Origin of the sequence: Ureibacillus sp. FSL W8-0352, assembly GCF_038004345.1 — a bacterium.
GTDB classification, from domain to species: Bacteria; Bacillota; Bacilli; order Bacillales_A; family Planococcaceae; genus Ureibacillus; species Ureibacillus thermosphaericus.
Genome location: NZ_JBBOQT010000001.1, coordinates 383,251 through 397,147 on the forward strand (window position 1 = coordinate 383,251; position 13,897 = coordinate 397,147).

The window sequence follows — 13,897 nt, forward strand, 5'->3', positions numbered from 1 at the left end:
GGAGTCAAGCATATGAAGGAACAAAATCATCGACTCCGTAACTGGATAGAGCAAAAAAATGTAAGCATCCCAGAACTATTTTTTCGATATTACAAAAGATTGGGGATTTCTGATGATGAAGCGTTGCTATTACTCCAACTTATTGCATTCCATTCCGACAACATTGATTTTCCTCCCCCAAGTGCATTAGCGGACAGAATGCATTTTACGGAAAATGAAATTACTGCGAAGTTACAACGATTGCTTCAAAAAGGCTTTATCGAAATCACTCAAGGAATTGACTCAAGCGGCAAAATTTATGAGAAATATTCAATTTTCCCTCTATGGGATAGAATCTTAGATTTAATGGAAGCACAATCCATGAAGCAAGAAGAATTCCAAAAGAAAAAAGAGGAAGGGGAATTATTCTCCCTTTTTGAACAGGAATTTGGTCGTTTACTATCACCGATTGAGATTGAAACCATTTCTTTATGGTTAGATCAGGATCATCACCCTCCAAAAATTATACGAGAAGCTTTGAAGGAAGCAGTGCTAGCTGGAAAATTGTCTTTCCGTTACATTGACCGTATTTTATTTGAATGGAAAAAGAAAAATATTCGAACAATCCAGCAAATTGAAAAGCAGCGGGAGCAATTTGCAAAACATAATTCACCTTCCGCCCCTCCGAATCAAAGTGCAACAGAAAATCGAAAAAAAGTACCATTTTACAATTGGTTAGATGAAAGAGAATAGGGGAGATAGAATGTTGACAAAAAAACAGTGGGAGCATTGTTTAGAAGTAATCGACGAAATGTTCCCAGATGCCCACTGTGAGCTTGTACACAGCAATGCATTTGAACTAACAATCGCAACTCTTCTATCTGCCCAATGTACTGATCAACTTGTCAATAAAGTGACAAAAAATTTGTTTCAAAAATATAAAACACCAGACGATTATTTATCGGTACCATTGGAGGAGTTGCAGCAAGATATTCGTTCCATTGGGCTTTATCGCAATAAAGCAAAAAATATTCAAAAGTTGTGTGAAAAACTTATAAAAGAATTTAATGGAGAAATTCCAAAAACGAGAGAAGAGTTAACTTCATTACCTGGAGTTGGAAGAAAGACAGCGAATGTTGTGATGTCAGTGGCTTTTGGAATTCCGGCTTTCGCGGTAGATACCCATGTAGAAAGAGTAACAAAACGGCTTGGGCTTTGTCGATGGAAGGACAGCGTGTTAGAAGTAGAAGAAACGCTAATGAAAAAAACACCTAAAGAAAGATGGTCCAAAACCCATCATCAATTAATTTTCTTTGGCCGTTACCATTGCAAGGCACAAAACCCTCAGTGCCATCAATGTCCATTGCTTGACTTATGTCGCGAAGGGCAAAAACGGTTGAAAAAAGGGTTGGTTAAACAATGATACGGGTAAGGAAAGATGCTATACAAAAGGAACAAATCGAGCCTTATTTTGAAGCTTGGGAAAAGTTATCAAAAGAAATTTTTGATGCGCATGACGAACGCAATGGAAAAAAAGCTCAGAGTTTAATGGAGCAAGGCATTAGTTTGTTTGAGGAGTTGATTGTCAAAACTTCAGAATCGCAAGTTCAACAGTTCTTGCTCTCTGAAGAATATGAGGCAATGCCATTGAATGGGATGGAGCGTTTTCAATTCATCAAAGGAAGACCCGGACAATACGCATGTTTTGTGCAGTTAGATGAGTTATTTAAAGAATTGAAGAAACGATATGCGCGGTTAAGGGTACAGAAATAATGAATGGAACAATAGTGGCATAGGCGAGTGTAATCGTTTGTGCCACTTTTTTGTGGAGAAATATTAACAAATTATTCCAATATCAGTTGATTATATAGAAAGTGCAAAATTTTATGCTTTTTCTTTTAGCACTTATTCCATATGTAATATTGTGTATAGTTGAATACCTTTTCTTTAATTTGATTGTTCAAATAAAGAAAAATGTTGACAAGATAGTAGAATAGAATCAACGAATCCTTTCTTTATTGGATGAAATAGAAAAGAAGAGGCTGGGACATAAACAAAAAATTAAAGGGACAGTTGAAAGAGTTTTGATAAAAAATTGATATAACTAAAAATTGATTGTAGTGACGGGGCGACTCCTGCGGGAACAGCCCGTGTCTCGAGACACCGCAGGAGCGAAGGGATGAGCTCCGAGGAGGCTCGAGCCGGGCCCGCGGAAAGCGTCCCCGGAACGGAAATCAATTTCAATAACATATCAAAAAAACATCATTTTCTCCTTAGAGAAAATGATGTTTTTTTAGATTTGTCCCAACCTCTGATAAATGAATGATTATTGAATTTTAGTCGTCTTTTGAAGCTTCCCCAGGTGGTGTTGGTCCATTAGGGGGATTTACGACATTGCCTTCTCCTCCTGGTGAGAACCAATCATCAAAATCGTTGTTGTTTCCATTATTTGGATTACCATTGTTATTTCCGTTGTTGTTTCCATTATTTCCGTTATTACCATTATTACCATTATTACCATTTGGATTTCCTTGGTTACCGTTGTTTCTGTTATGATTTGGTGGATGGTCAGTTGAAGGTTCCTCAGTATCATCAGGTAATTCAACATCCGGTTCTGTTATTCCGCCATCAATAGTAATGGATACAGATGCTGGTGTGCTTCGGTTTTCTCCGATAATTGCAACAACGGTGAAAGTATATGTTTTGCCGGCTTCAATACCTGATATGGAAGCATGTTTATCCGCTGTAATTGTGACGACGGATGATTTGCCATCATCGGATTGCATGGATACTTCATATTGAACATCCGAACCTTCATAGTCTTCCGGAATTGTGTAGTCCCATGTTAAATCAACTACTCCAAATACTTGGTTAACTGCTTGTAAATTAAACGGTGCTCCTATATCCACTTCTTCATATGCATCAGAAACTTCTTTTGGTTCTGTTCCACGTACAAACAGCTCTGTTCTTCGAAGTTCACTAGGTGTATTTTTACTTGCGAGTTTTAACGGTTCTGTACCAACTTCAATTGTTACTTCAACGACTGAATTTGGTTTTGCAAATCGTTTCGTCTCTTTTCCTTGAGAAATTTCCCCCATGATTTTACTAAACAATACTTGTGGAAGGCGTCGTTCATCCCAAGTTGTTATAGGCTCAGAACGTTTTTCGTATCCACTCCAAATAGCAATGGAATAATTCGTTGAATATCCGACAAACCATGAATCTGGCACTGCTGTACTTGGCAGGTTATATTTTCTAAATTCATCGGCACCATAGTTTGTTGTACCAGTTTTCCCGGCGATATCTAATCCTGAAACTCTTGCTGCTGTACCTGTTGCGTTTCTTTTTGAACTTACTACATCACGAAGCATATCTGTAATCATATAAGCTGTATAGTCATTCATCGCCACTACCGGATCAGGTTTGTACGAGATTTTAGAGCCATCTCGGAAAACAATTTCTTTAATGGCATATGGTTTGTTATAAACACCGTTATTACCGAAAGCTGCATATGCCGCAGCGATTTCGATAGGCGATAATTCAATTTTACCGCCACCAATAGCATCTGCTTCTACAATTTCATCTCTTTCAATACCCAATTTTGAAATGAATTCTTTTGCTTGGTTGAGCCCAACTTCTTGCAATATTTTTACTGCTGGGATATTTCGAGAAGCATATAACGCTTCCCTAATAGTAATTGGGCCAAAATATTTTCCGTCCCAGTTTCCGAATTGTTTACCATTGGAATACGTATGTGGTTCATCCACAATGGTTTTTCCGGTAGACCATTTGAAATATTCAATGGCAGGACCATATGCGATTAGCGGTTTCATTGTTGAACCAGGAGGTCTTTTTGCGTCGTCAGCGTAGTTATAGCCTCTACCTGCACCAAAATTGCGTCCACCGCCAATTGCTCGCAGTGCACCAGATGTTGTATCAACAACTGCCACCCCGGATTGAATCGTTTCTGTCGGGAAATTGCTTGCGTTATTCATGATATTTTCAACGGTAGTTTGTGCTTTTGGATCCAACGTTGTATAAACTTTTATACCTTCAGATAATAGACTTGGATCCCGATCTTCAATTTCATTTAATACAATGTCTAAAAAGGCATCGTATTTTGTGCCGGCAACGCCTTTTCTTTGTTCTTCCGGTAATAAACGTGAAGCTACATCAATTTTCTTTGCTTCCTCAGCCTCGGCTTCCGTAATTTTTCCGTGTTGAACCATTAAACTTAATACGATATTGCGGCGTTTCTCCGCTCTATCTGGATTTTTAAACGGATTGTAATTGTTTGGACTTTGTGGCATACCGGCTAATAAGGCAATTTCATCTAGCTCTAATTCATTTAATTCTTTGCCAAAGAAGTATTCAGCTCCTGTAGCAAATCCATAAATGTTCCCTGAAATCAAAACTTTATTGAAATACATTTCAAATATTTCTTCTTTGTCATACATGCGTTCTAATTGAATCGATAACCATGCTTCTTGCGCCTTACGTTTTAATGTTTTTTCATTGCTTAAAAAAGAGTTTTTCACTACTTGTTGAGTAATCGTACTTGCTCCTTGTGAACCAAATCCGCCGGTAAAGTTCGCGATTACCGCACCACCTAGACGGAATAAGTCAATTCCAAAATGATCAAAAAATCTTACGTCTTCTGTTGCAAGAATCGCATCAACCATTTCTTGTGGAATCTCGTCATATTCAACATATTTTCGGTTCTCAACACCGATTGTTGCAAAGAGTTCTCCATTCATGTCGTAAAACTCTGCAGAAATCGGATCTTTCAATAATTCTTCATTCAACTCAGGCGCTGAACTTGCGTAATAAAAGAACAATCCCGCTCCAAAAACTAAACCGGCGAAAAAGAGAGTAAAAATGGAGATGATTCCCCATTTCAACCATTTTTTTATAGGTTTTTTATGATTTTTTTGTTGAGATTCTCGTATTTTTCGTATTTCTGTTCGAGAGCGTCTATTTTCACTCAATTCTATCTCCTCGCTTCATGTCTATCATTCTCCATTGGAAATGAGTTTTTTTATAGCATTTAAATAATCGATTCTAGGATTATAACCTGGAATGATTTCATAGCTTTTCTCCTCAAAAGTATCGATTGGTATCGATTTTCGTCCTCCGTTTTTCATGTTGCACCACGCATCATATAAAACGGAAAAAGGTAGTAAAAAGTATCGATCCAGTTTAGAAAAACGCACAATGGTAAATGCTATTCCTTGTTGACTGATTACATTTTTCATGTGGGTGATTTGATGTTCATGTACATTTTTTAAAGGGAAAGAAGTTTTACTTTCCGTTTCTTTTGCTTCAAAATCAATGTAGTAGCCGTTCCACACCCCATTATAATCTGTAGTAGATGGAGTACGAAAATATGCTTCTCGAATGACTGCCGCACTCCTTTTTGGATACTCTACTTTGACGATTTGGATGGGAACAGGTTTCTTATGAATGATTGCAATTTGTCTACTTAAATAGTACGCATTTGTCTCATTGATTTCATCTTCAAGAGTTTTTCCTCGATTTCCAAAAGAAAAATCTTTGTTCTCTTGAATAGGATTCGCATTTGATGTTGTACTTTTCGGTTTATATGGTTTTCCGTTCGGATATTTGAGCATCCTAAAATCACCCTCTTGAAAATGATATCCAAAACTAGAAATAAGTTTAACATAAAAATTTATCGAAAAAATTGTTCTTTTAGCTAACGATGTCTAGTTTTGGCTAGATGAAAGGTTTTCTCCTATATATATTGAATTAACAAATAATAAGGAGGGATTCGTATGAATAAATTTCAATTGCTTATATCTCAATTGGATTGTTTAGATGAAATGATGACCGCCAAACTAGAAAATGAACGAGCTATGATTAATGACTACTTTTTCGGACAAATTGTTTCCACTCATCAAAAAGTAAGCTTAGCAGAAAAGAATGTTCATGTAAAGAATGCTTGTTCCCCTATTGCTAGTGAATTAGAATAGATTTTGATACACTAAGAATAAGAGGGTAATCTCTATGAAACTGCTAGAACTGACGAAATGGTTATTAGATGAGTGTGATGCGTCAAGAAAACGTTTTTTTAAAATGAGAGAACTTGACGCAACACCTCTATTTTTTGAAGAAGTTAAACCGCATTCGGATGATGTACACCAATTCCTCATAGACTGGAAAGAACTGGCCATTCAATGGATTGAAGAAACGAAGCCAAAATATGTGCATATACAACAAATTTACAATGTCGTAGAATCGATGGATCAGTTCGTCGTACAATCCTTTTATAAAGAAACGAGCAAAAAAAGATTCCTTCAATCTGTGCATTCGGTACAATATACACTTTCAACATTGTTAAGGTATTTGGAGGAGAAGAACGGTGAAGAAAAAAAGAACGATTGATGAGTTAGTTAGGGAATGGCAAGAAGATGAGGAAATAAAACAAAATATTGCTCATATCGTGACAATGGAAGGTAGAGAAGGGCAGTACGCAGATTTTCCCGAACATCTTCATCCTTCTATAAAAAAAGCGCTACAAGAGCGAGGAATAAAAAAATTATATACGCATCAACGCCAAGCATTTGATTTAGCTCTTGCAGGAAAATCTTTTACTGCAATTACGCCAACCGCTTCCGGAAAGTCTCTCTGTTATCATTTGCCCGTATTACAAAAGATTTTAGAAGACCCTTCATCAAGAGCGATTTATTTATTTCCGACAAAAGCGTTGGCACAAGATCAAAAGACAGATTTAAATCACTTGATTGACGCCATAGATGAGGAAATATACAGCTATACTTATGATGGTGATACAGCACCAAATATTCGGCAAAAAGTAAGAAAAGCTGGCCACATTGTAATGACGAATCCCGATATGTTACATTCAGGCATTTTGCCCCACCATACGAAATGGGTCTCGCTTTTTGAAAATTTAAAGTTTATAGTCATCGATGAACTCCATACATATAAAGGTGTTTTTGGCAGTCATGTAGCCCATGTCCTTCGGAGATTGCTTCGAATTTGCCATTTTTACGGCAGCAATCCTGTTTTTATTTGTACATCAGCAACGATCAAAAACCCAAAAGAGTTGGCTGAAAAATTAACAAATACGAAGCATGAATTAATTTCTCAATCAGGTGCACCGGTAGGAAAGAAAACTTTTATTTTCTATAATCCTCCAATTATACATACAACATTTGGTGTTCGAAGAAGTTCTATATTAGAAGCAAGAGATTTAGCAGCGAAACTATATCAAGCTGGGATTCAAACGATTGTCTTTGCCAAATCCCGTGTCAGCGTCGAAAGGCTCGTTACGTATTTAAAACAGCTAACAAAAAATAAAATTGCAGATGAATCAATTCAAGGCTATCGGGGCGGATATTTACCTTCAGAGCGGCGTCAAATTGAAAAAGGTTTGCGAGATGGCACAATCCAAATTGTTGTAAGTACGAATGCCCTTGAATTAGGTGTCGATATCGGACAGTTACAAGCCTGTATTATGACAGGATATCCAGGAAATATCGCCAGTGCATGGCAACAAGCTGGACGAGCGGGGAGAAGACAAGATTCCGCATTGGTAATATATGTAGCAAATTCTACTGCTCTTGACCAATATGTCGTCAACCACCCGGACTATTTACTGGGCAACGCTCCGGAAGAAGCACTTATTAATCCAGATAATATTTTGATTTTGATGAGTCATTTAAAGTGTGCTTCATTTGAATTACCTTTTTCGACGAATGAAACTTATGGAGAATTTGAAGTTCAAGAGTTGTTAGAGTATTTGCAAGAAGAGGGCGTTCTAGTGAAAACAAATGCTCATTATTATTGGATGAGCGACCGTTTTCCAGCTCATGATGTAAACTTGCGTTCAGCTGCTGGCGAAAATGTCGTCATTATTGACCAAACCATTCCAGCGGGCACGAAAGTAATTGGTGAAATGGATACGTATTCTGCTATGACGTTATTGCATGAAGAAGCGATTTATCTTCATCAAGGAGTTCAATACCAAGTGGAAAAACTCGATTGGGAAGAGAAGAAGGCATATGTTCGTGAAGTCGATGTAAATTACTACACAGACGCCAATTTAGCTGTGGAACTAAAAGTGTTAAGTGAAGATAAATCAGCTATGTATCAGAATGTGACGGTTAGCTACGGAGATGTAAGTTTAGTCGCTATACCTACTATTTTCAAAAAGATTCATATGACAACATTAGATAATATTGGATCCGGAAAGATTCATATACCACCTATGGAGATGCATACAAATGCTACGTGGATTTCCTTTGATTTGCCGGAAAATTGGTCAGAGGAGATGCTGACAGATGCATTAACTGGGGCTGCGTATGCCATCGGATCATTCATCCCGTTGTATATCCAATGCGATCGAAATGATGTCACAGTTGTTCCACAAGTAAAGTCCGTACACAATGAAAAACCGACTTTGTTTATTTATGACAGCTATCCTGGGGGAATCGGTTTAAGTGAGAAAGTATATGATCTTCTCGTACCTATTTTAGAATTAACGATTGAACATGTCTTATCTTGCCCATGTGAATATGGTTGCCCGTCTTGCATCGGTGCACAAGATAATTTATCCGATGGAAAATCGAGAGTATTGAAAATATTAAAGATTTTATTTAATGAAATGATGTGATGGTATGAGTTACGAAAATAAAATAATGCAACTGAAAAAAATGCTTGGAAAGAAGAAAGAACAGCATTCTGAACAACCTTCATATCAAAAACCAGAAAAACCAGCCTATATTTCCAATTGGGGAAAGACTGGGCTTTCTATCGTAGAAAATGACTTTGGAGTGGTGTTTCATCGACAAGTACGATATCCATTTACTTATCAGCATGGATGGTATCAACTTCAACAATTTTTTCAGGCAGTAGAGAAGTGGGAACAGACTAAATTTCACCATCCATATGCAATATCCTCAGAGGAAACAGTGTTGTTTTTTGATACAGAAACAACGGGCTTAAAGGGAGTTGGAACTCAAATTTTTCTCATTGGTTTGCTTGGGATTGATGAAGAGGAATTTGTGTTGAATCAATACGTATTAGCTGATCCAGCAAATGAAGCAGCATTATTATTTGAATCAAAGCTATGGCAATGGGGGAATACAATTGTATCATACAACGGGAAAAGTTTTGATTGGCCGCAGCTTGAGATGCGTTGGACCTTTCATAAAAACTTTTTGCCGAAATTACAAACGCCTAGACAAATCGATTTATTACATAGTTCAAAGCGAATCTGGAAAAACCACTTAGAAAAAGTAAAGTTGACGAAAGTGGAAGAAGAAAAATTAGGTTTCAAAAGGGAACATGATATTCCGGGATTTCTTGCTCCGATTATTTATGCAGATGCGGTGAAGAGCGGAAATGCTATCGAACTAATGAAAGTTCTTCAACACAATGAATGGGATATATTATCATTATTGACTCTTTATATTCATTCAACAACTCTTCTTCTTGACCATGCGTTACAAGATGATGCAGTTACATATATAAATATTGGAAAATGGTACGATGATTTAAAGGAACGTCAACAAAGCGAGAAAGTATTATTATCTGTAACAAATCAATTTGATGTAAAAGAATCAGGACTCGCATATTTCTATTTAGCATTTCAACAAAAACGCAATAAACAATTTCTAGAATCAATTGAATCTTTTCAAAAGGCAATACATATAATTGACGAGAGAAAAAAATTGAAAGCTTTTGAACAATTGGCAATGCTCTATGAACATCAAATGAAAGACTATTCAAAAGCATTACAGTATACAATAAAAGGAATAGATTTGCTTCAACAGGCAACATTTTTCAATGAGAATCAAAAGAAAAAACAGCTAGAAACTTGGGATAAACGTTTGCAGCGTATAAAAAAGAAAAATGGGAAATTATTTCATACTTTTGAATAGAAACTTTCATTTCCCAGGTAAGCGCAAATATTGACAAAATCTTTTCGTTCAATGAGTCGAAAATTGCAAAAAATATAATTATAAGATGTTTATTTGTCCTTTTATAACGTTATATGTGATATAATATAGGGTACGTATGTATCGATGGAAGGGCGATGTGCATGAAAATAAAATTAAATTCTAAAATGATATTGGAAAAAGAATTTAAAAGACAAATGAAGGGCTACAATGTCGATGAAGTAGACCAATTTTTAGATATTATCATGGAAGATTACGACAATTTCAATAAAATGATTGAAGAATTACAAGCTGAAAACGAACGTTTGAAAAAAGAACTAGAAAATGCGACTAAGAAACAACAGATCCCTCAACCAACTTTAGGAAATACGAATTTTGATATTTTAAAACGGTTATCGAATTTAGAGAAACATGTGTTTGGAAGTAAATTGTATGATTGATAAAATCCTCAAGTTGTTTTTGAATTAATTGTCTAGTATAATGATTTTTAGATCATAGTGGTTTCGAGTAATCGCTGCAAACGATTTTCGTTTGTAGAGGAAAGTCCATGCTCACACGGATCTGAGATGACCGTAGTGTTCGTGCTTACCGAAAAAATAAGGTAAGGCAAAGCTTACGCAGCTTTGACGGCGGAAGGAAGACCTAAGTCCTTTTTGGATATGGTTGACACTTCCTGAAAAGTGCCACAGTGACGTAGCTTCATCGGAAACGGTGAAGGTGGAACGCGGTAAACCCCACGAGTGAGAAACCCAAATTATGGTAGGGGCGCCCTCCCGAAGGAAATGAACGGAGGGAGGGACGGGAAGAGTGGTTCTTCCCGTAGATAGATGATTACTACCTGACAGTACGAGGCGATCGCCGTTTGAGTACGCAGGCACAGAACATGGCTTACAGAAATCACTATGATAAGGAAACAAACACATTTTTAAATGTTCATCGTATACTTCAATTAAAATTATCGTCATAAGCTCTCCATTAAAGGAGAGCTTTTCTTTATATAATCGATGCGGGGGAGAATGGATAATGGTGGAGAAAAATGAAAATCAATCAATAGATAAACAGATAACCGAGTCAATATCAGCGAAGGTATTAAAAATCATTATGGATAATATTACTGAAGGCGTACTCGTAACGGATGAAACGAAGAGAATTATATTCGTTAACCCAGCTTTTGAATACGTAACTCGCTATCATTTTGATGAGGTTGTTGGAAAAAATCCTACAATCCTCCAATCTGGCATGCATGATCACAGATTTTATCAATCTATGTGGGAATCCATTCATCAACAAGGGATATGGCAAGGAGAAATATGGAATCGAAAAAAAGATGGAGAAATTTATCCTGAGTGGTTAAAAATTAAGGCCATTAAAAATGAACAAGGGGAAATTACAAACTATATCGGGATATTTTCTGATATATCAGAGAAAAAGATTATTGAAGATGAATTAAAAAATAAAATCTTAACCGATACACTTACCAATGTGAATAATCGATATTCTTACTTAGTGAAAATGAATTCTCTTTTGGATTCCAACACTTTGAATAATAAAAAAATGAAAGTACAACATGCTGTGATTTTCATAGACTTAAATCGTTTTAAGCAAGTAAATGATACGTTAGGTCATATAATTGGCGATGCTTTGCTTCTGGAAGTAGCGAACCGCTTAAAAAATTTAGTCAGTGAAAAAGATATAATTGCCCGCCATGGAGGAGATGAATTTATCATCACTTTAGTAAATATTTCTCACCCGAGAGAGGCTGCACACTTTGCAGAAAAAATTATTCGTAATATAGAGGAACCTTTTTTTATTGATGGTCATGAAATCTATATGTCAACGAGCATTGGCATTAGCCTTTACCCCATTGACGGCCAAACGACAGACGAGCTCATCTATTGTGCAGATAAAGCAATGTATTATGCAAAGCAAAAAAGTTCGAATCATTTCTCCTTTTATTTTGATGAATTAAATGTGAATAAGGCCAAATTATTAATTCTTGATAATGAAATGCGAAAAGGGATAGACAATAAACAATTTACTTTAATGTATCAACCAAAAGTATGTTTAACTACAAATCAAGTAATGGGTTTAGAAGCGCTAATTCGTTGGGAAAATGAAAAATTAGGATATGTTTCGCCAAATGAATTTATTCCATATGCAGAAGAAAGCGGCTTAATTATCCCTTTATCAGAATTAATCATTGATTTAGTATGTAATGATATCAGTTATCTTCATCAATCAGGTTTTCCAAATCTCCAAATCTCAATTAATATTTCCGGGCTTCACTTTCAGCAATATAATTTTTTACAATCAATCCAAACGATATTAGAACGAAATAACATATCAGCAAAAAATTTAGAGTTGGAAGTAACAGAACGAACAATTATGAATAACGATGCGGATACGATTAGAAAATTAGTTCGATTAAAGCAACTTGGTTTTAAAATAGCCATCGATGATTTTGGCACGGGTTATTCATCTCTCAGCTACTTAGTAAGATTTCCGATTGACTTTTTGAAAATTGATAAAAGTTTTATTCAACATATTACCGCTTTTGCTGATAAACAAGCTGTTGTTGATGCAATTATTCAAATGGCTCACCGCTTGAATATTCAAGTTGTTGCTGAAGGGGTTGAAAGCATTCAACAATGCAACTTATTAAAGAATATGGGTTGTGATTATATTCAAGGATATTATTTTTGTAAGCCTAAGCGAATTGATGATATAATAGACTTCTTGAAAATATGGGAAATTGAACATCAAGGATGGATGTAAATGACAAAATTTCAACTAGTAGCAACATCTGCAATGGGATTAGAATCAATTGTTGCAGACGAAGTAAAAGCATTAGGATACGAAACGAAAACAGAAAACGGCAAAATCTATTTTGAAGGTGATGAAAGAGCGATTGCTCGAACAAATCTTTGGCTTCGAGTTGCCGATCGAGTAAAAATCGTTGTTGCACAATTCCCTGCAACGACTTTTGATGAATTATTTGAGAACACAAAAGCCATTGAATGGGAACAATATTTGCCTGTTGATGCAAACTTCCCTGTCAGCGGAAAATCAGTGAAATCAACTTTATATAGTGTACCGGATTGTCAAGCAATCGTAAAAAAAGCGATTGTGGAACGGTTAAAACATGCTTATAAACGTATTGGCTTTTTAGAAGAATCGGGAGCAACTTTTAAAATTGAAGTATCAATTTTGAAAGATTTGGTAACACTGACAATTGATACAAGTGGTGCGGGACTCCACAAAAGAGGATATCGGGTAGGCCAGGGTGATGCACCTTTAAAAGAAACATTGGCTGCCGCTTTGGTAAAAATCTCAAAATGGTCACCTCACAGACCTTTTGTAGATCTTTTTTGCGGATCAGGTACGATTCCAATAGAAGCAGCGATGATTGGCCAAAACATTGCTCCTGGATATAACCGAGAATTCATTTCGGAAGAATGGGATTGGATGAATAAGTCAATTTGGGACGATGCCCGAGTGGAAGTAGAAGACTTAGCAAACTATGATCAGCATCTTGAAATTTTAGGTACAGATATCGACCATCGAATGGTGAAAATTGCACAAGACAATGCAATGGAAGCAGGTTTTAGTGATCTTATTACTTTTAAACAAATGCAAGCAACTGATTTTACGACTACTTTAACAGACGGGGTAATCATCTCGAATCCTCCGTATGGTGAAAGAATTGGTGAGCGTGAGCAAATTGAAAAGGTTATTGTTGAACTAGGTAAAATAATGAGAAATTATCCAACCTGGTCGGTTTATTTGCTGTCTTCAATGGACAATATTGAAGAATTGTACGGCAAAAAAGCAACAAAAAAAAGAAAATTATTTAATGGATTTATTCGTACTGATTTTTATCAATTTTGGGGACAGAAATCCATCAAGTAACAACCTATGAATATCGAATATTGTTAATTTATGTCGATTTTCTTATAATATAAATATTGTTAGTGATT

The 13,897-nt window shown here is 36.2% G+C and carries 12 protein-coding genes and 1 other RNA gene; 11 read left to right on the plus strand and 2 right to left on the minus strand.

Annotation, left to right across the window (positions count from 1 at the left end; all coding sequences use genetic code 11):
- The first annotated feature begins 12 nt into the window (after nt 1-12).
- The 3 genes from NST98_RS01945 to NST98_RS01955 are packed head-to-tail and all read left to right on the plus strand — an operon-like array spanning nt 13 to nt 1,752.
- Nucleotides 13-732, plus strand: a complete 720-nt coding sequence (locus tag NST98_RS01945) for a DnaD domain-containing protein (protein WP_340714259.1) — start codon at nt 13-15, stop codon at nt 730-732.
- Nucleotides 733-742: 10 nt separating this feature from the next.
- Complete coding sequence (nth, locus tag NST98_RS01950; protein WP_016836992.1) at nt 743-1,402, plus strand: endonuclease III; 660 nt, start codon at nt 743-745, stop codon at nt 1,400-1,402.
- Nucleotides 1,399-1,752, plus strand: coding sequence for a YpoC family protein (locus NST98_RS01955; protein WP_340432877.1), 354 nt, complete (start codon nt 1,399-1,401; stop codon nt 1,750-1,752). The genes nth and NST98_RS01955 overlap by 4 nt, the downstream gene beginning before the upstream one ends.
- A 563-nt stretch (nt 1,753-2,315) precedes the next feature.
- Here the strand turns inward: NST98_RS01955 and NST98_RS01960 are convergent.
- Nucleotides 2,316-4,967, minus strand: coding sequence for a PBP1A family penicillin-binding protein (locus NST98_RS01960; RefSeq protein WP_340714260.1), 2,652 nt, complete (start codon nt 4,965-4,967; stop codon nt 2,316-2,318).
- A 24-nt stretch (nt 4,968-4,991) separates the two neighbouring features.
- Nucleotides 4,992-5,609, minus strand: coding sequence for a Holliday junction resolvase RecU (gene recU / locus NST98_RS01965; RefSeq protein ID WP_340714261.1), 618 nt, complete (start codon nt 5,607-5,609; stop codon nt 4,992-4,994).
- Between the two features lie 162 nt (nt 5,610-5,771).
- On the opposite strand from recU, the gene NST98_RS01970 reads away from it, so the two are divergent.
- The 8 genes from NST98_RS01970 (at nt 5,772) to NST98_RS02005 (ending at nt 13,829) form a co-directional block, all read left to right on the plus strand.
- Nucleotides 5,772-5,969 (plus strand): endonuclease, encoded by a 198-nt coding sequence (locus tag NST98_RS01970; protein WP_096550842.1) that lies wholly within the window; start codon nt 5,772-5,774, stop codon nt 5,967-5,969.
- Between the two features lie 34 nt (nt 5,970-6,003).
- A complete protein-coding gene (locus NST98_RS01975; RefSeq protein ID WP_016836998.1) occupies nt 6,004-6,381 on the plus strand; it encodes a YppE family protein in 378 nt (125 codons plus the stop codon).
- Entirely contained in the window at nt 6,359-8,632 is a 2,274-nt protein-coding gene (locus NST98_RS01980; protein ID WP_340714262.1) for a DEAD/DEAH box helicase, read from the plus strand. The genes NST98_RS01975 and NST98_RS01980 overlap by 23 nt, the downstream gene beginning before the upstream one ends.
- Before the next feature lie 25 nt (nt 8,633-8,657).
- A complete protein-coding gene (locus NST98_RS01985; RefSeq protein WP_340714263.1) occupies nt 8,658-9,902 on the plus strand; it encodes a ribonuclease H-like domain-containing protein in 1,245 nt (414 codons plus the stop codon).
- A gap of 161 nt (nt 9,903-10,063) precedes the next feature.
- A complete protein-coding gene (gene gpsB / locus NST98_RS01990; protein ID WP_340714264.1) occupies nt 10,064-10,360 on the plus strand; it encodes a cell division regulator GpsB in 297 nt (98 codons plus the stop codon).
- 59 nt (nt 10,361-10,419) lie between these two features.
- An RNA gene (gene rnpB, locus NST98_RS01995) (RNase P RNA component class B) lies at nt 10,420-10,816 on the plus strand.
- 127 nt (nt 10,817-10,943) lie between these two features.
- Entirely contained in the window at nt 10,944-12,695 is a 1,752-nt protein-coding gene (locus NST98_RS02000) for an EAL domain-containing protein (RefSeq protein WP_340714265.1), read from the plus strand.
- On the plus strand, nt 12,696-13,829 hold the full coding sequence (locus NST98_RS02005) for a THUMP domain-containing class I SAM-dependent RNA methyltransferase (protein WP_340714266.1): 1,134 nt from the start codon (nt 12,696-12,698) through the stop codon (nt 13,827-13,829). It abuts the gene before it with no gap.
- The last annotated feature ends 68 nt before the right edge of the window (nt 13,830-13,897 follow it).